The following is a 20,888-nucleotide window of genomic DNA, read 5'->3' on the forward strand; positions in this document are numbered from 1 at the left end:
AAAGGAGGTGATGTACAACCTCCTTTAAGCGCCGCCCTATTGGCTGTCACCGATAGGGTTGGCATGGGATGTGATCACCATATTTCAGATTTTTGGTCGCCAATCCGTCGCCAAAACTGATTTATTTAGGTGGGGTACCAAAAAAAGAGAAAAACAAAAAGACACTTTGCTCTGTCAAACAAAGTGCCTTCAACCCATGAGGCGTACTGGGTTCGAACCAGTGACCTCTTGCCTGTCAAGCAAGCGTTCTCCCACTGAACTAACGCCTCGCGATATGATGTCACAATCCTGTCAAGGTAGCGCTCTCCCAGCTGAGCTACGGAATCATGATATGTATGTGTTGCTGGGTATATTGTTGTCTTTCTGACAAGTTCTATTATATTACCTTCCCTTCTATTCGTCAACTGCTTTTTCAGAAAAACTTTTTTCGGACTTGCTGTTCTGTTCATCGGCTATTATAATATGTCTTAATTTTCTAACAATAGGGGTGATGGGGTTTTGCATTCTTTGATTTCTTCTGATGATGTATGGGTATTATGGGGGTTTATTGCGGTGTGGGCGACAGTGAGCATCGGGCTGGAGCAGCGGTTTAAGTGGGCTTCCGCTGTGTCAGGCGCTATACTGGCGCTCGCTGGTGCAATGGTGTTTACGAATATTGGAGTGCTACCTGTTGAATCTCCTGTGTATGATACTGTATGGTCATATGTGGTGCCGCTTGCGATTCCTCTTTTGCTGTTTCAGATCAATGTGCGGCAGATTTTTAAGGAAAGCAGGCGTTTGCTGTTTATTTTTCTGATAAGCTCCTTAGGGACTGTGGTTGGCAGCATCATCGCTTTTTTTCTATTAAAACAGCATATTCCCTATCTAGATAAGATCGGCGGGATGATCAGTGCCTCCTATATTGGCGGCGGAATTAATTTTGCGGCGATGGCTGCGAAATTTGAGACACCGGGCGAATATGTGTCGGCAACGGTTGTGGCAGATAACTTCATGATGGCGCTGTTGTTTTTTATTTTAATCAGTATTCCCGCACTCAAATGGTTTCGCCGGCATTATGCGATGCCGTTTGAAGATCAGGCAAAAGCGGAAGGAAACAGTGGTAACAGCGCGGAAAGCTATTGGAAGCGGAAAGACATTTCATTAAAGGACATTGCCTTTAACGCTGGAGCTGCTTTTGCCCTTGTTGCGGTAAGCGGTAAGATTTCCGGCTATTTTAAAATTACGTTTTCTCATCCCCTTTTGACCGGGACGCTTGGCGATCAGTACCTTGTGCTTACGTCTTTAACCGTTCTTATCATCTTTCTGTTCCCTCGTTTTTTTGAAAGGCTCAATGGATCTCAGGAGCTTGGCACCTACTTGATTTATTTGTTTTTTGTGGTGATTGGCATTCCTGCAGATCTCCGGTTAATCATCACAAATGCGCCTCTTATCCTCTTATTTGTCTTTATCATCGCCATCAGCAATTTAGCGATTTCGTTAGCTGTCGGTAAATTGTTCCGCGTGCGCCTTGAGGAAATTCTGCTTGCCGTAAACGCCACAGTCGGCGGCCCTACGACAGCAGCTGCAATGGCGATTGCCAAAGGGTGGCGGGAGCTTGTTGCACCGATTATGCTGGTCGGCACACTCGGCTACTTGATCGGCAATTATGTTGGCACCTTTATGGGGAATTGGTTTTCTTCCTTATTATAAAAAGGATTTTCACACTTTCCTCAGAATACTATGTTAAGAGAAATGCTGACGAGAGAACGGAGAGATCACTGTATGTTAAAAGGACATACCATTTATATAAGACCTTTAGAAACAGAAGACGCTGAAGAGAATCTTCGGCTGCAAAGCGAAAACCGGGCATTTTTTGAACAGTTCTCCATGATTCGCGCAGACGATTACTATACGATTGAAGGGCAGAGAAAAAGGATCGTACAATATCAGCAAAGGCTGGAGAATGATCAAGAGTATCACTTCGGCATCTTCACAAATAAAGACCATACATTAATCGGGACGGTTTCCCTTTTCCAAATCATCCGCGGAGCGCTGCAATGCGCGTTTATTGGATACTTTTTAGATAAAGCCCATAACGGAAAGGGCCTTATGACAGAGGCGGTCAGACTGATTGTTGGTTATGCGTTTCACGATTTGAAGCTGCATCGCATTGAAGCCGGTATCATGCCTCGCAATCTGGGGTCCATGCGCGTATTAGAAAAAGCGGGATTTCATAAAGAGGGCATTGCCCGAAAAAACGTGAAAATCAACGGAAAATGGGAGGATCATCAAGTACTGGCGATTCTGAATCCTGATGATGAAAAATAAAAAGAAGCCGGGATATCGCCCGGCTTCTTTTTTAACGCGCAGCTACAGGCGCAATTTCTTTCAGCGCTTGTTCGAAATCACGTTCTAAATCATCTGCATGTTCGACTCCCACACTAAGACGGAGCAGGCCGTCTGTGATGCCGCGTTTTTCACGCTCTTCCTTAGGCATTGCCGCGTGAGACATCGTTGCCGGATAGGACAAAATCGATTCCACGGCGCCAAGGCTGACAGCGAAGACCGGAAGTGAGACATTCTCGACTAATTTCTTAACGGCCTTTTTGCTTTCAAGCTCAAAAGAAAGCACAGCACCTGCTCCCGTTGACTGGCCTTTATGGATTTCAGCCCCCGGATGATCAGACAGCCCCGGATAGTACACGCGTTTCACCGCCGGATGCTTCTGGAAAAATTCCGCAAGCCGCTGCGCTGTTTGGCTCGCTTTTTCTAAACGGACCTGCAATGTCTTTAAGCCGCGCAACACGAGCCAGCAATCTTGCACGCCAAGGACGGCGCCGAACGAGTTTTGCAGCTTATACAGCTCCTTCCCTAGCTCTTCATCCTTAACAGCTGCCAGACCTGACAGCACATCGCTGTGTCCGCTCAGGAATTTTGTTGCGCTGTGAAGCACAATATCCACGCCGAGATCAAGCGGACGCTGCAGTGCCGGTGTCATGAATGTATTATCCAGAAAGGTCAGACAGCCGTGTTCTTTTGCAAGCTGGACAACCGCTTTAATATCAGTAATTCCAAGTGTCGGATTTGACGGTGTCTCCATATAAATGGCCTTTGTGTTTGGCTGGATATTCCGCGCCACTTCGTTGATATCCGTCATATCAACAAACGTGTGCTCAATGCCAAAACGGGTCAAAACCTCTGTCACCATGCGGAAGGTTCCGCCGTATACATCTTCTGGCACAAGAACGTGATCACCCTGTGAGAGAAGTAAAAATGCTGTTGAGATCGCAGCCATGCCTGAACTGAAAGCAAACCCTCTCGTTCCGCCTTCCAGTGCGGCAATTGTTTCTTCGAGAGCTGTTCTTGTCGGTGTGCCAGAGCGGCTGTAATCAAATGCGCCGAATTCTTCAAATGAAGATTGGTGAAAAGTCGAGGCGTGCTGGATCGGTACACTAACCGCACCTGTTGCGCCGTCTGTTTTAAATGGATTGTGCACGAGCTGGGTTTCCAGCGTCCAATTATGATTACTCAAATGAAACAGCTCCCTCTTTGACCTGACATAACGCCTGTTTTAGGTCCTCTTCTAAATCTTCCGCATGTTCAATTCCGACTGAAAAACGCAGAAGACGGTTGCAGACCCCGTTCGCGATGCGGATTTCTTCAGGAATATCCATGTGCGTCTGTGTGGCAGGGTATGTAATAAAACTCTCCACCCCGCCGAGGCTTTCAGCAAAACAAATGGTCTTCAGTGCTTTTAAAAATGGATTCACCCACTCTTCTTTTTGCAGACGGAAGGAGAGCATGCCTCCTTTTCCCGGGTAAAGCACATCCTTGATTTCTTCTTGCTTCTCTAAAAAGGCCGCAAGCTCTTGCGCGTTCGCCTGATGCTGGCGCATTCTGAGACTGAGCGTCTTCATTCCTCTCATCAAAAGCCATGAGTCAAACGGAGGCAGGACCGCGCCAATGGCGTTTTGATGCTGAAACATTTCTTCTCCAAGCTGTTCATCCTTTACAACAACAAGGCCTGCGAGCAAATCATTATGGCCGCCTAAATATTTGGTTGCGCTGTGAATGACAATGTCGGCTCCGAGCTCAAGCGGACGCTGCAAAACCGGTGTATAAAATGTATTATCAACAATCACCAGAAGACCATGCTCTTTTGAAATCCGGGCGATCTTTTCAATGTCCGCCTCCTGCATCAGCGGATTTGTCGGCGTTTCCACAAACACCGCTTTTGTATTCGGCGTAATCTTAGAGCGTAAACAGTCCTCATCGCTAAAATCATCATAATGAAAGGTCAATCCGTATTTTTTCCATTCATTTTCAAACAGACGGTACGTGCCGCCATACAAATCCGATGAAACGATCAGTTCATCTCCGCTTTTAAACAGCGCCATAATCGTTTGGATGGCTGCCATTCCCGAACTGAAGGCAAGCCCTCTCGCTCCGTTTTCTAAGCTGGCGATCGCGTCCTCGACAAGCTGGCGCGTCGGGTTTTTCGTCCGGACATAATCAAATCCTGTAGATTCCCCGATTCCTCTGTGGCGGTACGCTGTTGATAAATAAATAGGGGGACTTACTGTTCCCGTTACTTCGTCGCTTCGGTTCCCGATTTGGGCTAATTTCGTTTCAACGTGCTGTGACATATAGCTGACACCTTCCCTTTTCAAAATAAAAACCCCTTCTTCATAAGAAGAAGGGGTTTAACGCTTCTTCTTATCTTCCAAGCATAAAAAACGCTTGCTGGATTTAGCACCTTGGCGTTCTGCACATAGCAAAACAAGCCGGTTGCTGAGGTTTCTAAGGGCCAGTCCCTCCACCTCTCACGATAAGAAATATCGATTTCAATTTTCTGATTGTTTTATATTAGCGCAATTTGCAGTTTATTTCAACACTTTTTTCTTCGGGCACCGAACTGTTTAAAGAGAGAAATTTCTAATAATTCATGGTACAATAATTTCAAACGCAAGAAAGTCTAGTGATGTCCTGGAGGAATGTATTATGGCACCGAAAAACGGCACAGTTCAAGAAAAGAAGCTCTTTTCAAAGGAGCTTAACGAGGAAATGACAGTACTCGTTTATCTGCCGTCAAACTACTCCCCTCTTTATAAATATCATCTTATTATCGCGCAGGACGGCCACGATTATTTCAGGCTGGGGAGAATCGGCAGACAAGTGGAGGAATTGCTGTCCAAAAGAGAAATAGACCGATGCATTATTATCGGTGTTCCTTACAAGGATGTAAAAGAACGCAGAAAAACCTATCATCCGGAAGGTTCTAAGTTTTCGGCATATAAAAGATTTATTGCCCACGAGCTAGTTCCTTTTGCGGACCATGAATTTCCGACGTACCAAGTCGGCTACGGGCGGACACTGATCGGTGATTCTCTCGGAGCGACCGTTTCTCTTATGACAGCGCTTGATTATCCGAATATGTTTGGTAACATCATCATGCAGTCTCCCTATGTAGATCAACATGTATTAGAAGCCGTGAAACAGTCAGACGACATCAAACACCTCTCTCTTTATCACCAAATCGGAACAAAAGAAACAGACGTCCATACGACAGACGGCAATATTTTGGACTTCACAGAACCGAATCAGGAGCTGAAAAAGCTCTTGGAGGAAAAGCTTTCCGATTATTATTTTGAGCCGTTTGACGGAGACCACAAGTGGACATACTGGCAGCCGCTCATTACGCCGGCTCTGAAAAAAATGCTCTAACATACTATATTTTCAGGAGGGACATACTATGAAATACGGAATTGTTTTATTTCCATCAAAAAAACTGCAAGATCTCGCGAACTCTTACAGAAAGCGCTATGATCCGAGCTATTCCCTGATCCCGCCTCATTTGACGCTGAGATCTTCATTTGAATTTACGGAAGAGGAAGCCGGTGAATTGGTATCACAATTGAGAGAAACCGCTAAAGAATCTCATCCGATTGTTCTCAAAATGACCAAATACAGTTCTTTTGCGCCTGTCAATAATGTCATTTACATTAAAGCAGAACCGACGGAAGAATTAAAAACACTGAATGAAAAACTTTACACCGGTGTATTAGCCGGTAATCAGGAATACAATTTTGTTCCGCATGTGACGGTCGGCCAAAACCTTTCCGACGATGAGCATTCGGATGTTTTAGGGCAGTTAAAAATGCAGGAAGTATCACATGAAGAAATTGTTGACCGTTTTCATCTGCTATATCAATTGGAAAACGGTTCGTGGACGGTATATGAAACGTTCCTGTTAGGCGGAGGAGAATAAACGATTGGAAGCAGTTATCGCAAAAAATGAAGAACAAATGAAAGATGCATTCTATGTAAGAGAAGAAGTCTTTGTCAAAGAACAAAACGTGCCTGCTGAAGAAGAAATTGACGAACTTGAAAATGAGTCAGAGCATATCGTCGTGTATGACGGTGAAAATCCTGTCGGCGCCGGAAGATGGCGCATGAAGGACGGCTACGGCAAGTTAGAGCGAATTTGTGTATTGAAAAGCCACCGCGCAGCCGGTGTCGGCGGCATCATTATGAAAGCGCTGGAAAAAGCCGCGGCAGACGGCGGTGCTTCAGGGTTTATGTTAAATGCGCAAACACAAGCGGTGCCATTTTACAAAAAACATGGATATCGGGTGCTGTCTGAGGAGGAATTTCTTGATGCCGGCATTCCCCATTTGCAAATGATTAAGGATTAAACACCATCCGGGTCTTCTGAGATCCGGATTTTTTCGCATTTAAAAAACCGCTCTCTCATGTGAACGGTTTTTTATACATATCGATTAATAGATGTTCCTATCCCTTTTTCTCGCAATCTTTTATAAAGAGAGCGCTTACGTTTTGCCTCGTTTACTTTTCTTTCAGCAGCCGTTAGATTCTCCTGCTGCTTTTCAAGTTCCTTGTATACCCGCTGAAACGGGACATAGCTGATCTTCTCTGTTCCGGCGTAATCCTGTTTATGGCCTATTGTGCGATTGGCATATTGAGCGTATTGCTGGTTCTGAATTTGACCTGCATATATCATACGATCCCCACCCTTCTGCTGTTCTTTTCCCTTAAACTTACTTTTTGAAACACGTTTCTTTTGATATGATAGTCTTTGTCTGTAATGAACACCTTTTTATTGGGAGGACCCCTTTTTGAAATGCGCCCGACTGAATGATCGAACAATACATTTACATACATATTCGAGAGAACATTATCAATTCCTCTATGAAGAAGGAATAAAAGGGAATTTATTTTGTTCTCATTGCGGAAAGCCTGTTTTGTTAAGGCTCAACATCGCTGAACCGCCTGCATTTATTCACCGGCAGCCTGGTGATTTCCCGGCGTGTGAGGAAGCCTGCGAACCGAAACCGGTGAAAGAAGAGAGAAAAGAAGACTTTCAGGAATCCGGCGTCTTTCGTTTGCCTAAAGGAAAAGCAATATCAGCTGATCCGGCACCCGGTGTCACGGATTGGCAGACTCCAAGACATATTAAACCCGGTACACCTTTTATAAAAAGACCGGAAACACCTGATATGAGCCTTTTTCCGACTGTCGGCTTAAACACAGATCAGCTGAAAGCTGTCACGGAAACGGAAGGCCCTTTATTGGTGCTTGCCGGTGCAGGAAGCGGAAAAACACGTGTGCTGACCGCGCGCGCTGCCCACATGATCGAACACTTAGACATACCGCCGGAACATATGCTGCTTGTCACCTTTACAACAAAAGCCGTCGCGGAAATGAAAGATCGCATGGCGAAGCAGTACGGATTACAGCCGTCAAAAGTCAGAAGACTTGTCACCGGAACATTTCACAGCTTGTTTTATAAAATCCTGTATCACTATGATTCTGCCAAATGGAATGGCGAGCATTTGCTGAAAATGGAGTGGCAAAAGGAACAATATATAAAAAAAGCACTCTATGAAGAAGGCGTAGATGAGAAAGAGTTCCCCGTCGATCAGGCTTTGCAGCAAATCGGCTTCTGGAAAAACACTTATTTGCCGAATGAACGTATTCCTTTAAAGGATGAGTGGGAAAAACAAGTCTACCGCCTATACGAATATTATGAGCGCCAGAAAAAAGAACACCGCCAATTTGATTTTGATGATATGGCGTCAGCCTGCTATGAACTGTTTATAGAACGGCCTGACCTTCTGGAGCAATATCAATCTAGGTTTACGTATATTTTAATCGATGAGTTTCAGGACATTAATCCGGTTCAATATAAAATCATGCAAATGCTGGCGAGTCCGGAACAAAACCTGTGCTGTGTCGGTGACGATGATCAGTCTATCTATGCGTTTCGCGGCAGCAGCCCTTCTTTTATTCTGGATTTTCAAAAGGATTATCCCGGTGCCAAAACAATCTATTTAACAGCGAACTACCGTTCAACACATCCGATCGTTTCCAGTGCTGATATTGTCGTGAAAAAGAACAAAAACAGGTATGCCAAGATGCTGGAAGCCGCTCGTGACGACACGCAGGTCCCTGTGCTGTTTTATCCTTATGACGAAGAAGAAGAAGCGACAATGGTGGTTTCCGATATGAAAGAAAAAATTCAAAACGGCGCAAAACCTGAAGATTTTGCCGTTCTCTACCGGACAAACAGCGCCGGCCGCGCCATTTATGAAAGGCTTCATCAATCATCCATTCCGTATACCGCAGATCGCGGCGTCCAGTCCTTTTACAGCAAAAGGATCGTCCGCCAGATACTCGCATACTTGTACGCGAGCCAAAACGAGGATGATGCTGAAGCAATTAAACACTTGCTGCCTGCCTTATTTCTAAAGCAGTCTGCTTTAAACACGCTGAAGGCGCTCTCGATTACCGAGGACTGCTCCATGATCAAGGCGCTGGCCAAACTGCCAGAGCTGAAGCCGTTCCAGCTGGATAAAATCAAAAAAATCGTGCCTTTTTTCGCAAGTATCCGCACCATGAAGCCGGTGGAAGCCATTACCTTTGCCGAAGGAAAAATGGGCTTCTCCGAATACTTAAAAAAACGGGGCAACGAAGGAAATAAGCTGGAAAAAGGCTCTGATGACCTGCGTGACGTTAAGGTTGTCGCCAAAAAATTCAAAACCATCCCTGACTTTCTCGCCCATGTCGATCACATGCGGGCTGCTGAAAAAAACAAAACGGATGAAAACGGCGTGCAGCTGATGACCATTCACCGGTCAAAGGGTCTCGAATTCAAAACCGTCTATGTATTAGGCACGGTAGACGGCTCCATCCCGCATGATTTCTCACTAGAAACAGCGAGAAAGGGAGACGAAGCTCCGCTTGAGGAGGAAAGACGCCTTCTGTATGTTGCAATGACACGGGCCAAACAGCATTTATATTTATCTTGTCCCGCAAACAGGCGCGGCAAAACCGCCCACCGTTCAAGGTTTTTGTATCCTCTTTTGCAGCAAACGAAACAGCCTTTGCCCAAATAAACAGCCCGGCAGTGATACTGCCGGGTTTTTCACTGTAAAAAAGGCCCGCTGCCCAGGCCATCCGCTTATTTATTATCCAACATTTTAGAAATCGTTCCAAAATCAAGCTTTTCTTTTCCGCTTGTAATGGACTGGACAATCTTATCTTCCATTTCTTTCGGCACGCGTCTGTTTGCCAGCTGCGCCACGCGTTTAATGACGCTGCGGACTGTGTTTTCATCTTTAAAATTGGCGTTTTGAAGTGATCCTGCAAGATTCATGACATCCTGCATGTTCACGCCTGTTTTCTTTTCAATGTTCTTAAAAAATTGATTATCCATGATACGCCTCCTTTTGGCGGAGTAATACAGTATTGTATGAACGCTTTACGCATAATGTGATGATTCACAATCAAAAAATAAGTTTCTGATTTAAAAAGCAGTAAAGGGTACACAATGTAATGAAGAAGCACGGAAATCATCCGCACTTCCTCCTTCATTCATTTCTTAGTAGTTAAAAAAAGATGCACCTACGATGATGAGAAGAATGAACAGTACGACCACAAGAACGAATGTTGAACCATAACCGCCGCCTGAATATCCTCCAGCATAACCGCCGCCGTAGCAGCAGCCTCCGTAACCAAATCCCATAACTAAGCACCTCCTTTACTCTCTATACACTATGTGAGACATCATGATCGGCTTGGATATCCGCATAGGGCGTTTGCGGATTTATGATGGATCATGCTGAGCCTGCCGTTTTTTCAGTAAGTCTTCCGTCTTTTCAGCCAATTCTTCAATTTCTTGTTCAAAAGACAGGCCGGCTTCATCAAATAAAGCCAATTCCTTTTCAATATGTTTGATCGTCTTGTCATGTTTGTTTTGCTTTTGATCGTGCGGTCCATACCTGCCCTCTATGAATTTTTCAAACTCGTTCATGAGATCCCCCCCCCTCTCATGACATATGCTGAGCGAATCAGCATTGTTAAAAAAACAAAAAACCGGGCATCTCCGGTCTCTTGTCAGTGTGGCAGGCTATTGAGGTTTTTTCTTTTTACTGCCGCATCCGCAGCCTTTCTTTTTGATCTTTTTTGTTTGATACGATGAATCTGTATATGGAGTTTTTTGGGAAGGTTTGTTAAATTGGTTCACTTTGATCCCTTCCTTTCCTTATGTCATATATGCTACTTTATGCGGATACTGACGGAAAGTTGCTGGTGGGAATGCCTCATTCCTGCAGCCATTTTGATACAAGCGTTTCTATGATGCCGGCAAGGCCCGCGATCGCCAAAAGTAAAATCAGCCACTCCGCCGCTTGCGGGATCAACGCCTGGCATAAAATCAAAAAGCCGGCGCACCACACGCCTGTGCACCAATAGCAGCTCAGCAATTCACCGATAAACGCTCTCACACCCGTTCCCTTTATGACAATATACGTTTCAATGTTCCCGTCCGCATCCTTTTCCTGCTTCTCTTCATGAAACAAGCTGCGAAGCGGCGCCATAATCGTATCAAACACGAAAAGACGCGCGAGCCGGAAGACCGCAAGCGAAAGAAGGAAAAGAGACAGCCAATTGATAACCACTTGTTCACTCCTTTCATACCGTTTACATATATGCCGAGTCCCTGTAATTTATGAATTGCATCTTGTCCCCATAAAATATGGTTATTTTTCTTATTACACTTTTCACCTGAATTGCATTATATACAGTATGGATAAGAAAGGAGTGAAGGTTATGTCGATTGAAGAAAAAGTTGAATCCCTGCATCCTGCAATATTAGAGCAATTGACAAATGAATTTATTCAGCAGATTGAAATCATTGATTGCGAAAATATAATTATTGACACGACGCATATCACATCCTCACTCTCTATACAAGCGACACTCTCAGCCATGCTCTTTTTAGCCGTACAACTTGTTATAACAGATGAAGATTTGGCTGATATCATCGCAAGTGAACTCCTCTTTCTTGACAAAAGTCAAACCAAAAAAAGAACCACCATAAAAGTCATAAACAGCCGAAATATCAGAGTCACTCTTCATTCAGACCAAACAATAACCTTTATTCAAATGTTAACTCAGGTAATTGACACTTTTCTCATTACATCTGGCATCCTTTAACTCTTTCTTTTTCACAAACTACAAATCGAGGTGAAAACAAATGTCAGAAAATGAAAAACTGAAAGAAGAACTTTCAAAACTTCCAGCGATGGATCCAATGACTAAAATGCTTGTAGACAATGTTCTAAAAAAACATGGTGTTACAAAAGATAAAATGAAGAAATTATCAGATGAAGAAAAAGAAATGTTCTTGAAAATGCTCAACGATGTCAAAGAAAAAGCACAGGCTCTAGCAGATAATCAAAATAAAAATAGAACTGTTACAGAAAAAACGAACCTAAGAACCGAAAAACAAAATACCCGCAGAGAACAATTAATTCAGCAACTAAAGCAGAAACGCCAAGATAAAAAAGAACAATAAAAATAGTGATATGAACCAAGATGAATGCCCCAATCAAAATGAATCTATCTTTCATTTAATAAAAGTAAAAGAAAAGGAGGAATAAAAATGGAAAGCAGACCTTATTCATGGGTAGCATTAGATCCAGACTGTGATCACCCAAGAGAAATAAAAGAAGAGAAAAAATGCGATGGTTGCTGTAACTTAAAAGGCTTCGGTTTTAATGACGCCTTTGTAGATCAAGATGTTATTCAAGCTCACCTCAACAGACAAATCTCTGAAGAAATGATTGTGATTAGAGACTCTTGCGATGTTAATGTTCAATCAGTTGATCAACAAGCATTAACTTCAGTATTTGTTTCTATCAATGCCTTAGTTGTCATCGTTACATTGGCAGTTATTACAGATGAGACGCTTGCTGAACTGGTTGCTCAAGATTTATTACAGCTTACAGAAAGTAAACAATTGAACCGTCAAAAGATTCTTATCGACAACTCACGCTGCGTAAACGTTACTACACTCGATCAAGATGCTGCGACCCTCGTTACAGTCTTAATCAATGCCCTTGTAGCAATTTTCGGAGTTTTGATTCTCCTTTAACTTCTAAAAGCAGAGCGAAAAACGCTCTGCTTTTTCTTATTTTCCCCGCATATGATGATTATATAGACGTTCACCCACACCAAGTGAGGCACGAGTACATATGTTGTTAAGGACTAAAGTCAAATACCCTATAAAGAAGGAGCTGAAATCAATGAGCTGCGGAAAAACCCATGGCCGGCATGAGAACTGTGTATGCGATGCAGTGGAAAAGATTTTAGCAGAGCAGGAGGCAGTTGAAGAACAGTGTCCGACTGGCTGCTATACCAACCTTTTAAACCCGACGATTGCTGGAAAAGACACAATTCCGTTTCTCGTTTTTGATAAAAAAGGCGGATTGTTCTCCACATTCGGAAACGTGGGGGGATTTGTGGATGATATGCAATGCTTTGAGTCCATTTTCTTCCGCGTTGAAAAATTATGCGATTGCTGTGCAACACTTTCTATTTTACGCCCGGTCGATGTCAAAGGCGATACCTTAAGTGTTTGCCACCCTTGTGACCCAGATTTCTTCGGGCTCGAAAAAACAGATTTTTGCATTGAAGTGGATCTCGGATGCTTCTGTGCGATTCAATGTCTGTCACCGGAATTAGTTGACAGAACTTCGCCTCATAAGGATAAAAAGCATCATCACAATGGATAAACACTTGTAAAGAGGAATCCCCTTCCAAGCTTCTATTACAGGTGCAAATCATTCAGCTGCTTCGAAAGTGAGGCAGCTGACTCTCCATCATTTCGCCAGTCTCAAAATTACAAGGCAGGAGGGATAATATGAGCCAGAAAACATCAAGCTGCGTGCGTGAAGCGGTAGAACAAATTGAAGATCTGCAAAACGCGGTTGAAGAGGATTGCCCGGCCGGCTGCCACTCCAAGCTTTTGTCTGTAAGCCATTCATTAGGCGATACAGTGCCTTTTGCAATATTTACATCAAAATCAAAGCCTTTAGTCGCCTTCGGTAATGTCGGCGAGCTGGATAACGGACCTTGCTTTAATACAGTATTTTTTAGAGTGGAAAAAGTTCATGGCAGCTGCGCAACGCTATCCTTATTAATCGCTTTTGACGAACACAAACACATTTTGGACTTCACCGATAAAGATACGATTTGTGAAGTGTTCCGACTTGAAAAAACGCACTACTGCATTGAAGTGGATTTAGACTGCTTCTGCGCGATTAATTGCTTAAATCCACGTTTAATCAATCGAACACATCATCATTCATGATAAGGCGGAAAAGCTTGCAGATTTGCAGGCTTTTTCTATGTAAAAAAGCTGCCGGAACGATCTGCCGGCAGCTTTTTGCTTTCATTAAAAACCTAACGGGTGCAGAGATGTGATATCATCAATCGCCAGCTCAGTCGGAGCGCCGTTTCCGGTCGTCCGAAGCAGAACGGAATCATTTCTTCTTCCGACAATCACGCCTCTGTACGTTTTCCCATTGGCTTCAATCAGACAAAGCGCTCTCGGCATGTTATGCGGCAGTTTTGTTAAAAAGTCGATTTTTTCATGGATGGACATCTTGCTCATCGGTTTTTTCACTTTTCTGGCCGGCGGTGTCTTTTCTTCAGCTTTAGCTGCATTATGCACGGCCTCCGGTTCCTTTTCAGGCTTACGGGCTTCAGGTGCAGGCTCTTCCTTTTTTTCCGCTTCCTGAGGTTGCTGTTTGGCGGTGTCTTCAATTGCCTGCGGCACTTCTAACGGTTCCTGCTGCTTTTTCTGGTTCTCCGGCTCTCTCGCCTCTTGTTTATGCTGACTCACTTGTTCCTCTGCCTGTTTTTTCTCTGTTTGCTGAGCATCTTTTGCCTGAATGTCTTCCCGCTCTTTTTCCTCTGTTTCAATTGCACCTTTTACCTGAATGTCTTCCCGCTCTTTTTCATGGTAAACCGGCTGTTCCTCTGCTTTTGGCGGAGCCGGTTTGGCTTTTCTTTTAATGACGATCTCCTGCATGGACGAGCGTGTTTCCATATAATCCGGCTGAACAATATACATGAGCGGTTTTTTATCCGCGTTTCTTTTCTTATTAGACATCTTCATCCCTCCGATTCTGTCATATTCTATCTATATGACAGAATGCTGAAAATCAGAAGAAATAAAAAAGCAATCCCTATTTGGGATTGCTTGATGGTGAATCTGCTTAGCGGGCAGTGATATGGAAACCTGAATCAACATGAAGATTTTCACCTGTGATGCCTCGGGACATATCGCTAAATAAAAATGCAGCTGTATCTCCCACCTCTTCAGGTGTAGTCGTGCGGCGTAGCGGCGCACGCTCTTCGATGTCTTTTAAGATGGAGTTGAAGTCACTGATGCCTTTAGCAGACAATGTTCTGATCGGACCGGCAGAAATGCTGTTAACGCGGATATTTTCTTTTCCTAAGTCAGCAGCTAAGTACTTCACACTTGCGTCAAGAGAAGCTTTCGCTACACCCATCACGTTGTAGTTCGGCATAACGAGCTCTCCGCCAAGGTAAGTCAGCGTTACGATGCTTCCGCCTTCAGTCATCATCGGACGCGCCGCTTTTGCGACAGCAGTCAGTGAGTATGAGCTGATGTTGTGAGCTAGAAGGAAGCCTTCACGATTTGTGTTTAAGTATTCGCCGACAAGCTCTTCTTTGTTGGCAAACGCGATACAATGCGCGATACCGTGGATCACACCGACCTGCTCCTTAATGCTTGCGAAACAAGTTTCGATTTCCGCGTCGTTTGTCACGTCGCAAGGAAGGATAATGGAATCGTTCCGCTCTAAAGTTCCAGCGAGTTCATGAACAGATTTCTCCAGACGTTCACCTGCATATGTGAAAATCAATCGTGCGCCCGCTTCATGTAAAGAGCGCGCAATTCCCCAAGCGATACTGCGTTTGTTTGCTACTCCCATAACAACAATGTTGCGGCCTTCAAGTGAAAAATTCATATGTATAAAGCCTCCTATATTTGTTAAAGACATAGTATTAGTACCTGATCTTAATACCTATCATATCATAACCTTGTCCAGATGAAAAGCGCATACCAAAGTCAAACATAAAAGAGACCACCATAAGCAGGTGGTCTCATCGGTTTATTTTTATACTGTTTCGTTTAAAAGCGAAATGATTTGTCGGTCCGTGGCCCGATCCGATGGCGAGCGTATTTTCCACAGCTTCGCGGACAAAGTTGGCAGCAACCTCGAATGCCTGATGGATGCTGTCTCCTTTAGCGGTTTGAGCTGTTAAAGCCGCAGCAAAGGTGCAGCCTGTGCCATGCGTATGCTTCGTATCGATATAAGGATGGCTGATTTGCATAAACATGTTTCCATCAAAAAGAAGGTCAGTAATGTGATTGTCCTCAGGCTGGTGCCCGCCTTTGATAATCACATTCTGCGCACCCATCTTTACGAGCTGCTCCGCTGCTTTTTTTCGTTCATCCAGCGAGCGGATCGTCATTCCTGTCAGCGTTTCTGCTTCCGGCACATTCGGCGTAATCGCGTAGCTTCTTGGAATCAGCAGCTCCTTCAGCGTAGCAATTGATTCATCGCGAAGCAAGGACGCCCCGCCCTTCGCGATCATAACCGGATCAACGATTACCCGGCTTAATTCGTATTGATCAATTTTTCTTGCCACTTCTTCAATCATTTCCGCATTCCAAAGCATTCCTGTTTTTACGGCGTCCGGTCTCAAATCCTCCGCCACAGCGTCAATTTGCTCTCTCAATGCCTCTGCAGTCAGCGGGTACACCCCGTGGACGCCAAGTGTATTTTGAGCAGTTACCGCCGTGATGGCAGACATTCCGAATACACCAAGCTCCTGAAAGGTTTTAATATCTGCCTGTATCCCCGCGCCGCCGCCTGAGTCAGAGCCGGCGATCGTCAAGGCTTTATATATACTCATCACACTACACTCCTTTTATTACCCAATCCATTTATGATAGATGGATTTGGCCCGGGCAATATCATTCGTTCCATGGATCAATGCTCTGCCGTCCCGGAACAGCACCATTTTCATATCATCCGAGCGGCAGGAAATTAAATACGGATTTGCTGCTACTTCCAGCCCCGCCTGCCTCAGCTGCCTCGCCATCACGTCAAGATCTGCTTCTTTTGTGAAAGAGGATCTGATTTGCACCGTGTTTCTGCCGCACAATACTGCTGCTTTCGTTTGATTTTCATATGATAAAAACGGAAAATCCTTTGTGCCGCAGCTTGGACACGAGTCATCTTTAAGTCCCGCTGCTCTTACCTCTGACCGCTCATTTTTCCACAGGTCAAAGGAGCGCAGAACAGGCTCGCATTCCTCTCCCGTCAGCAGTTTCAGGGCGTCTGTCACCTGAAGGACAGCAACCTGCAGAACAGCCGGGCTGATAATGCCGGCTGTATCGCATGTCGCACCGCCAATCGGAAGAGTATCGAGTAAACAATGAAGACAGGGTGTTACTCCCGGCAATACAGTAAACGTGAGACCGTAGCTCCCCACACAAGCGCCGTAAAGAAACGGAATGCCTTCTTTCACCGCAGCATCGTTAACAATGAGCCGGGTTTCAAAATTATCGGCGGCATCTACAATGATTGATGCGCCGCGAATCAGCTCGGATACGTTTTCTGCTGTGACATCCATGACAAGTCCGGTCACACCCACATCACTGTTAATGGAACGAAGACGCTGCTCAGCAGCTGCTGCTTTCGGCATTTCCTTTTTGACATCATTTTCTGTATAAAGCTGCTGGCGCTGCAGATTGCTCCATTCGACGTAATCTCTATCGGCGATTTTCACCGATCCGACTCCCGCTCTCACCAGCATCTCTGCGCTGGCTGTTCCCAGTGCGCCGGCGCCGATGATCACAACGCGCGCCTCTCTCAGTTTCTTCTGGCCTTCGCGGCCGATTGGAGCAAACAGCTCCTGTCTGGAATACCTGTCCGTCATACAGGAAGACCTTCTCCCGGACTGCTTGCCGTCCCATATGACTTGGCTGGAATACGGCCTGCTTCATAAGATAGACGGCCTGCTTCTACCGCGAGCTTCATGGCGTGTGCCATTTTCACCGGATCGTTCGCGCCTGATACGGCCGTATTCAGCAGTACGCCGTCCGCTCCAAGCTCCATTGCATATGCCGCATCTTTTGGCGATCCGATTCCGGCATCCACAATGACCGGCACTTTCGCCTGTTCAATGATAAATGACAGATTCAGAGGATTTAAAATCCCCTGTCCCGATCCAATCGGAGAAGCCCCCGGCATAATGGCATGAACACCAAGCTCTTCAAGCTTTCTCGCCAGCACCACATCATCCGAGGTGTACGGCAGCACAATGAACCCTTCTTCAAGAAGCTGTTCAGACGCTTTTAACGTTTCCACAGGATCGGGCAGCAAGGAGCGGCTGCACCCGATGACTTCGACTTTAATCATGTCACAAAGCCCGGATGCTTTCGCAAGCCGTGCAATTCGAACTGCTTCTTCCGCCGTGCTGGCGCCTGCTGTGTTTGGCAGAAGCGTATATTGGGATAAATCAAGCTGCTCCAGAAAATTAGGCTGAGACGCTTCAAAGATATTCATTCTGCGCACAGCAAATGTTAAAATATCAGACTCTGAAACAGCCACCGCTTCCTTTTGAACGTCAAAGGATGGATATTTTCCCGTGCCCAGCAGCAGCCTTGATTGAAATTGTTTCCCGCCAATTGTTAACATTCTCATCCGCCTCCTACAAAATGGACAATTTCAATGACATCACGATCAGAAAGCTCTACCTCGTGATATTGTTCTTTGCCGATAATTTCATTATTTCTTTCAACGATCACGATTTTATTTTCAAGCTGATAAGACGCAAGCAGATCCTGAATCGTACCTGTGTCTCTATCCCACTCAACTAGTTTACCGTTCAGCTGAAGCATCATATCTGAACCGCCTCCTTGCGATCAATTCGAAAGGCGTGCAGCCAGTCTGTCTTGACCTCTTTATTCATCATGAGATCACCGATTAAAGCACCCGTTGCAGGAGCAAGCAGAATCCCGTTTCTGAAATGGCCCGCCGCAAATAAAATGCGGCTGTCCTCAGGGTGTCTTCCAATGTATGGTTTTCCGTCCTTTGTCCCCGGACGCAGTCCCGCCCAAAAACGATCAACCTTCATATTCTGAATCGCCGGCAGCATCGTTTTCGCTTTTTCCATAACCGACTGAAGTCCGCCAAGATCCGGCTTATCGCTCCAATCACCAGGTTTCATCGTCGCGCCGACAACCAGTCTGCCGCTTTTTCTCGGTACAATATAGCAATGATCATGATAAAGTGTTTTTGTCAGCGGAATATCATCATTCCAAACAGACAGGCACTCTCCTTTTACAGGAAAAAATAACTGGTTCAACCCGAGCTGTTTAAAAAACATCCCGCTCCAGACCCCGCTGGCAATCACGACATGGTCCGCATGCACGTCACCGGACGCTGTTTTGACCAAAATGGATTCACCGCCACGCGTCACATCGAGAACGGGAGTATGCTCAAAAATTTCCGTACCAAGCGCTTTAGCCGATTTAGCGTATGCCTTGCATACAAAATAAGGCTCAACATGAACATCGTCCTGAATAAAGCTCGCCCCGTAAATCTCACCGGCCGTATACGGCTCTTTTTCCAGCACTTCTTCTTTTGTATGCCAGCTGACAGAATCCAAATCGTCCATCCGTCTCAGGCGTGACACGTCTTCTTCGGAGAATGCAAGCTTAAACATACCGCCATCATGCCTTCTGATATCAATGCCGGATAATGCAAACAGCTCCTCTCCAAGACTCTGATACAAACGCTGACTGTGCATGGCGAAATCAAAAAACGCATCCCGCTCCTCGCACTCGGCATGGGCGCCAAGCATCCCTGCCGCGGAGCTTGTTGTTCTGCCGCCGATTGTTCCGCTTTCAAGCAATGAGGTGTTTTTCTTTTCTTTTGCCAACTGATAAGCTATCGCGGAACCAATAATTCCGCCTCCAATGACAACTGCATCATAATGCCTTTTCATACTGAATCTCCTTTAGCTTGCGGGAATATCGTCTGGCAGCTTCCAAAGGATCATCGGAAGAAAAAATTCCGGACATGACAGCGATACCGTCTGAACCTGCTTGTTTCACTTCTCTTAATCTGGCAGGTGTCATTCCGCCAATTGCAATAACCGGAATCGAGATCCTCTGTTTGATTTCTGAAAGCAAAGACACGCCTCTGCCCTCAAAGCCTTGTTTGCAATCCGTTTCATACACATGGCCGAACAAAACATAATCAGCGTCTTCCTTTTCTGCCTGAAGCGCTTCCTCCAGTGAATGCACCGATCGCCCAATGTGCAGGTGAGGAAATCTGGCTCTTACTTGTTTCGGCGAAAAGCTGCTGCTCGGCAGCTGAACGCGATGAATATTTGAAAAAAGCGCAATATCAACCCGGCCATTCATCACCAGCTTTTGCTTATCAACACCGCCTTCAGAAATAAGCTCCAGCAGTTTCAAAATGTCAGCCGCCGATTTAGACCGTTCACGAATATGGATGAAATCAACCTCATCCTGAATGGCTATAATTGATCTCGCTAGATCTTTAACCGGCTTGCGGTCATCAGTTATGGCGTGCAGCTCCAAGCCCTTCCACCTCTTTTACGCCGCTGTCTGACCAGCCTTCTTTTCGATAAGCCATACCCCAGAACTGATATTCATAATAGCTCGAAATAACGAAATTCTCTTTCATCTTGGCGCGCACTTCCTCCGTGCTGTTTTCCGCCAGCTCATCCAGGCGGTTAATTTGTTCTTCCACCTGCTGTCTGAACCAGTCACCGCCGTATGTGCTAATCCACTTCTGGTAAATCGGATGCCCCGGATCACATGTCAGCAATTTCTCACCAACCTCATAATAAAGCCAATAGCACGGGAGAAGAGCTGCCAAGATTTCTGCAAAGTTCCCGCTCAAAACCGAACGGTACATATGGGATGTATAGGAGTAAGCGGTAGGAGATGGCTTAAATGACTTCCGTTCTTCCTCACTGATTTCCAAAAGCTCCGTAAACTCGCGATGAAGCGCCATCTCCGCTTCATATGTACCTTGAGCATGGCTGGCCATACGTCCCGTTGTATAAAGGTCCTTCGCATAAGCGGCTCCGAACGATTGCACCTTTGCAAAATGAGTTAAATAGTAAGAATCCTGAAGCACGTAATATTTAAAGCGGTCGATCGGTAGGGTTCCGTCACCGATCCCCTGAACAAATGGATGGACAAAGCTGCCTTCCCACCATTCTGCGGCTGCACTGCGGCATTCTTCTGAAAACTTCACACGTCATTCCCCCTGTCTGATAATAAAAAAACCACTTTCCCGCAAGGAAAAGTGGTTTGGAATTGGCATAGTTATATAACACAAATACCGCTCCACTTCCCTACGCAGGTCTGAACCTGTTCAAGTTATGAGGGTCTAAAAGTCACACTTTTATCTCAGCCCTTATAAAGGACACCCCTAGTGGTTTTACGAATACATATTGAATTG

Annotated in this window: 27 protein-coding genes, 1 tRNA gene and 2 riboswitches; of the genes, 11 read left to right on the top strand and 17 right to left on the bottom strand. The window is 45.3% G+C overall.

Going from position 1 to position 20,888, the window contains the following annotated elements; translation table 11 throughout:
• Window positions 1–197 precede the first annotated feature (197 nt).
• Window positions 198–269: transfer RNA gene (locus M1D69_RS14715), tRNA-Val, on the bottom strand.
• 229 nt (window positions 270–498) lie between these two features.
• Here M1D69_RS14715 and M1D69_RS14720 point away from each other — a divergent pair.
• Window positions 499–1,689: a DUF819 family protein gene (locus M1D69_RS14720; protein ID WP_458105673.1), complete on the top strand. Its 1,191-nt coding sequence runs from the start codon at window positions 499–501 to the stop codon at window positions 1,687–1,689.
• Between the two features lie 72 nt (window positions 1,690–1,761).
• Window positions 1,762–2,307 carry a GNAT family N-acetyltransferase gene (locus tag M1D69_RS14725; protein ID WP_458105672.1) on the top strand — a complete coding sequence of 182 codons (546 nt, stop codon included), beginning with the start codon at window positions 1,762–1,764 and terminating at the stop codon, window positions 2,305–2,307.
• A 31-nt stretch (window positions 2,308–2,338) separates the two neighbouring features.
• On the opposite strand, the gene metC is transcribed toward M1D69_RS14725, so the two are convergent.
• Window positions 2,339–3,511: a cystathionine beta-lyase gene (metC, locus tag M1D69_RS14730; RefSeq protein ID WP_458105671.1), complete on the bottom strand. Its 1,173-nt coding sequence runs from the start codon at window positions 3,509–3,511 to the stop codon at window positions 2,339–2,341.
• The gene (metI, locus tag M1D69_RS14735) at window positions 3,504–4,625 is read right to left on the bottom strand and encodes a cystathionine gamma-synthase/O-acetylhomoserine thiolyase (RefSeq protein ID WP_458106141.1); all 1,122 of its coding nucleotides are present in this window, start codon (window positions 4,623–4,625) and stop codon (window positions 3,504–3,506) included. The genes metC and metI overlap by 8 nt, the downstream gene beginning before the upstream one ends.
• A gap of 67 nt (window positions 4,626–4,692) precedes the next feature.
• Window positions 4,693–4,814: riboswitch (SAM riboswitch) on the bottom strand.
• A 166-nt stretch (window positions 4,815–4,980) separates the two neighbouring features.
• Between metI and M1D69_RS14740 the strand changes: the two genes are divergently transcribed.
• Genes M1D69_RS14740 through M1D69_RS14750 form a run of 3 tightly spaced genes read left to right on the top strand, consistent with a single transcriptional unit; the run spans window position 4,981 to window position 6,674 of the window.
• Window positions 4,981–5,703 carry an esterase family protein gene (locus tag M1D69_RS14740; protein ID WP_024120954.1) on the top strand — a complete coding sequence of 241 codons (723 nt, stop codon included), beginning with the start codon at window positions 4,981–4,983 and terminating at the stop codon, window positions 5,701–5,703.
• Between the two features lie 28 nt (window positions 5,704–5,731).
• A complete protein-coding gene (locus M1D69_RS14745) occupies window positions 5,732–6,247 on the top strand; it encodes a YjcG family protein (RefSeq protein ID WP_458105670.1) in 516 nt (171 codons plus the stop codon).
• 4 nt (window positions 6,248–6,251) lie between these two features.
• Complete coding sequence (locus M1D69_RS14750) at window positions 6,252–6,674, top strand: GNAT family N-acetyltransferase (RefSeq protein WP_458105669.1); 423 nt, start codon at window positions 6,252–6,254, stop codon at window positions 6,672–6,674.
• 71 nt (window positions 6,675–6,745) lie between these two features.
• On the opposite strand, the gene M1D69_RS14755 is transcribed toward M1D69_RS14750, so the two are convergent.
• Window positions 6,746–7,000 carry a hypothetical protein gene (locus M1D69_RS14755; RefSeq protein ID WP_024120952.1) on the bottom strand — a complete coding sequence of 85 codons (255 nt, stop codon included), beginning with the start codon at window positions 6,998–7,000 and terminating at the stop codon, window positions 6,746–6,748.
• Between the two features lie 115 nt (window positions 7,001–7,115).
• Between M1D69_RS14755 and M1D69_RS14760 the strand changes: the two genes are divergently transcribed.
• Window positions 7,116–9,395, top strand: a complete 2,280-nt coding sequence (locus M1D69_RS14760) for an ATP-dependent helicase (protein ID WP_458105668.1) — start codon at window positions 7,116–7,118, stop codon at window positions 9,393–9,395.
• Between the two features lie 65 nt (window positions 9,396–9,460).
• Here M1D69_RS14760 and M1D69_RS14765 read toward each other — a convergent pair whose 3' ends face one another.
• The 4 genes from M1D69_RS14765 to M1D69_RS14780 all read right to left on the bottom strand — a co-directional run bounded on the left by M1D69_RS14765 (window position 9,461) and on the right by M1D69_RS14780 (window position 10,958).
• On the bottom strand, window positions 9,461–9,715 hold the full coding sequence (locus M1D69_RS14765) for a stage VI sporulation protein F (RefSeq protein WP_010333784.1): 255 nt from the start codon (window positions 9,713–9,715) through the stop codon (window positions 9,461–9,463).
• Window positions 9,716–9,880: 165 nt separating this feature from the next.
• The gene (locus tag M1D69_RS14770) at window positions 9,881–10,024 is read right to left on the bottom strand and encodes a YjcZ family sporulation protein (protein WP_106020534.1); all 144 of its coding nucleotides are present in this window, start codon (window positions 10,022–10,024) and stop codon (window positions 9,881–9,883) included.
• An 81-nt stretch (window positions 10,025–10,105) separates the two neighbouring features.
• Complete coding sequence (locus tag M1D69_RS14775; protein ID WP_059352740.1) at window positions 10,106–10,312, bottom strand: hypothetical protein; 207 nt, start codon at window positions 10,310–10,312, stop codon at window positions 10,106–10,108.
• Between the two features lie 289 nt (window positions 10,313–10,601).
• Complete coding sequence (locus tag M1D69_RS14780; protein ID WP_458105667.1) at window positions 10,602–10,958, bottom strand: DUF1360 domain-containing protein; 357 nt, start codon at window positions 10,956–10,958, stop codon at window positions 10,602–10,604.
• 151 nt (window positions 10,959–11,109) lie between these two features.
• Here M1D69_RS14780 and M1D69_RS14785 point away from each other — a divergent pair, with 151 nt between their 5' ends.
• From M1D69_RS14785 to cotZ, 5 genes are all read left to right on the top strand, one after another.
• Window positions 11,110–11,496 (top strand): spore coat protein, encoded by a 387-nt coding sequence (locus M1D69_RS14785; protein ID WP_458105666.1) that lies wholly within the window; start codon window positions 11,110–11,112, stop codon window positions 11,494–11,496.
• A 40-nt stretch (window positions 11,497–11,536) separates the two neighbouring features.
• Complete coding sequence (locus tag M1D69_RS14790) at window positions 11,537–11,857, top strand: spore coat protein (RefSeq protein ID WP_458105665.1); 321 nt, start codon at window positions 11,537–11,539, stop codon at window positions 11,855–11,857.
• A gap of 87 nt (window positions 11,858–11,944) precedes the next feature.
• Entirely contained in the window at window positions 11,945–12,436 is a 492-nt protein-coding gene (locus tag M1D69_RS14795; RefSeq protein WP_448813001.1) for a spore coat protein, read from the top strand.
• Between the two features lie 151 nt (window positions 12,437–12,587).
• The gene (cotY, locus tag M1D69_RS14800) at window positions 12,588–13,076 is read left to right on the top strand and encodes a spore coat protein CotY (protein ID WP_003239243.1); all 489 of its coding nucleotides are present in this window, start codon (window positions 12,588–12,590) and stop codon (window positions 13,074–13,076) included.
• A gap of 128 nt (window positions 13,077–13,204) precedes the next feature.
• Complete coding sequence (gene cotZ, locus M1D69_RS14805; RefSeq protein WP_024120943.1) at window positions 13,205–13,654, top strand: spore coat protein CotZ; 450 nt, start codon at window positions 13,205–13,207, stop codon at window positions 13,652–13,654.
• Between the two features lie 84 nt (window positions 13,655–13,738).
• On the opposite strand, the gene cotO is transcribed toward cotZ, so the two are convergent.
• The 9 genes from cotO to tenA form a co-directional block, all read right to left on the bottom strand.
• Window positions 13,739–14,464: a spore coat protein CotO gene (gene cotO, locus M1D69_RS14810; protein ID WP_458105664.1), complete on the bottom strand. Its 726-nt coding sequence runs from the start codon at window positions 14,462–14,464 to the stop codon at window positions 13,739–13,741.
• Between the two features lie 100 nt (window positions 14,465–14,564).
• Window positions 14,565–15,341 carry an enoyl-ACP reductase FabI gene (fabI, locus tag M1D69_RS14815; RefSeq protein ID WP_024120941.1) on the bottom strand — a complete coding sequence of 259 codons (777 nt, stop codon included), beginning with the start codon at window positions 15,339–15,341 and terminating at the stop codon, window positions 14,565–14,567.
• A gap of 136 nt (window positions 15,342–15,477) precedes the next feature.
• Window positions 15,478–16,293, bottom strand: a complete 816-nt coding sequence (thiD, locus tag M1D69_RS14820) for a bifunctional hydroxymethylpyrimidine kinase/phosphomethylpyrimidine kinase (RefSeq protein ID WP_458105663.1) — start codon at window positions 16,291–16,293, stop codon at window positions 15,478–15,480.
• A gap of 18 nt (window positions 16,294–16,311) precedes the next feature.
• Window positions 16,312–17,322, bottom strand: coding sequence for a thiazole biosynthesis adenylyltransferase ThiF (thiF, locus tag M1D69_RS14825; RefSeq protein WP_458105662.1), 1,011 nt, complete (start codon window positions 17,320–17,322; stop codon window positions 16,312–16,314).
• Entirely contained in the window at window positions 17,319–18,089 is a 771-nt protein-coding gene (thiG, locus tag M1D69_RS14830) for a thiazole synthase (protein WP_458105661.1), read from the bottom strand. Before thiG ends, thiF begins: the two co-directional genes overlap by 4 nt.
• The gene (gene thiS, locus M1D69_RS14835; protein ID WP_458106140.1) at window positions 18,086–18,286 is read right to left on the bottom strand and encodes a sulfur carrier protein ThiS; all 201 of its coding nucleotides are present in this window, start codon (window positions 18,284–18,286) and stop codon (window positions 18,086–18,088) included. Before thiS ends, thiG begins: the two co-directional genes overlap by 4 nt.
• The gene (gene thiO / locus M1D69_RS14840) at window positions 18,286–19,395 is read right to left on the bottom strand and encodes a glycine oxidase ThiO (protein WP_458105660.1); all 1,110 of its coding nucleotides are present in this window, start codon (window positions 19,393–19,395) and stop codon (window positions 18,286–18,288) included. Before thiO ends, thiS begins: the two co-directional genes overlap by 1 nt.
• Window positions 19,379–19,996, bottom strand: coding sequence for a thiazole tautomerase TenI (gene tenI / locus M1D69_RS14845; RefSeq protein WP_458105659.1), 618 nt, complete (start codon window positions 19,994–19,996; stop codon window positions 19,379–19,381). The genes thiO and tenI overlap by 17 nt, the downstream gene beginning before the upstream one ends.
• Window positions 19,974–20,681, bottom strand: coding sequence for a thiaminase II (gene tenA, locus M1D69_RS14850; RefSeq protein WP_044156371.1), 708 nt, complete (start codon window positions 20,679–20,681; stop codon window positions 19,974–19,976). The genes tenI and tenA overlap by 23 nt, the downstream gene beginning before the upstream one ends.
• Window positions 20,682–20,761: 80 nt before the next feature.
• Window positions 20,762–20,870, bottom strand: a riboswitch (TPP riboswitch).
• Between the last annotated feature and the right edge of the window lie 18 nt (window positions 20,871–20,888).

The organism is Bacillus sp. PK3-037, from assembly GCF_054161355.1.

Excerpts from the sequence above, each read along its gene's own strand:
- M1D69_RS14725 (WP_458105672.1), top strand. The coding sequence starts at position 1,762 with ATGTTAAAAGGACATACCATTTATATAAGACCTTTAGAAACAGAAGAC.
- metI (WP_458106141.1), bottom strand. The coding sequence starts at position 4,625 with ATGTCACAGCACGTTGAAACGAAATTAGCCCAAATCGGGAACCGAAGC.
- M1D69_RS14740 (WP_024120954.1), top strand. The coding sequence starts at position 4,981 with ATGGCACCGAAAAACGGCACAGTTCAAGAAAAGAAGCTCTTTTCAAAG.
- M1D69_RS14745 (WP_458105670.1), top strand. The coding sequence starts at position 5,732 with ATGAAATACGGAATTGTTTTATTTCCATCAAAAAAACTGCAAGATCTC.
- M1D69_RS14755 (WP_024120952.1), bottom strand. The coding sequence starts at position 7,000 with ATGATATATGCAGGTCAAATTCAGAACCAGCAATACGCTCAATATGCC.
- M1D69_RS14765 (WP_010333784.1), bottom strand. The coding sequence starts at position 9,715 with ATGGATAATCAATTTTTTAAGAACATTGAAAAGAAAACAGGCGTGAAC.
- M1D69_RS14770 (WP_106020534.1), bottom strand. The coding sequence starts at position 10,024 with ATGGGATTTGGTTACGGAGGCTGCTGCTACGGCGGCGGTTATGCTGGA.
- M1D69_RS14775 (WP_059352740.1), bottom strand. The coding sequence starts at position 10,312 with ATGAACGAGTTTGAAAAATTCATAGAGGGCAGGTATGGACCGCACGAT.
- M1D69_RS14785 (WP_458105666.1), top strand. The coding sequence starts at position 11,110 with ATGTCGATTGAAGAAAAAGTTGAATCCCTGCATCCTGCAATATTAGAG.
- M1D69_RS14790 (WP_458105665.1), top strand. The coding sequence starts at position 11,537 with ATGTCAGAAAATGAAAAACTGAAAGAAGAACTTTCAAAACTTCCAGCG.
- M1D69_RS14795 (WP_448813001.1), top strand. The coding sequence starts at position 11,945 with ATGGAAAGCAGACCTTATTCATGGGTAGCATTAGATCCAGACTGTGAT.
- cotY (WP_003239243.1), top strand. The coding sequence starts at position 12,588 with ATGAGCTGCGGAAAAACCCATGGCCGGCATGAGAACTGTGTATGCGAT.
- cotZ (WP_024120943.1), top strand. The coding sequence starts at position 13,205 with ATGAGCCAGAAAACATCAAGCTGCGTGCGTGAAGCGGTAGAACAAATT.
- cotO (WP_458105664.1), bottom strand. The coding sequence starts at position 14,464 with ATGAAGATGTCTAATAAGAAAAGAAACGCGGATAAAAAACCGCTCATG.
- fabI (WP_024120941.1), bottom strand. The coding sequence starts at position 15,341 with ATGAATTTTTCACTTGAAGGCCGCAACATTGTTGTTATGGGAGTAGCA.
- thiD (WP_458105663.1), bottom strand. The coding sequence starts at position 16,293 with ATGAGTATATATAAAGCCTTGACGATCGCCGGCTCTGACTCAGGCGGC.
- thiF (WP_458105662.1), bottom strand. The coding sequence starts at position 17,322 with ATGACGGACAGGTATTCCAGACAGGAGCTGTTTGCTCCAATCGGCCGC.
- thiG (WP_458105661.1), bottom strand. The coding sequence starts at position 18,089 with ATGAGAATGTTAACAATTGGCGGGAAACAATTTCAATCAAGGCTGCTG.
- thiS (WP_458106140.1), bottom strand. The coding sequence starts at position 18,286 with ATGCTTCAGCTGAACGGTAAACTAGTTGAGTGGGATAGAGACACAGGT.
- thiO (WP_458105660.1), bottom strand. The coding sequence starts at position 19,395 with ATGAAAAGGCATTATGATGCAGTTGTCATTGGAGGCGGAATTATTGGT.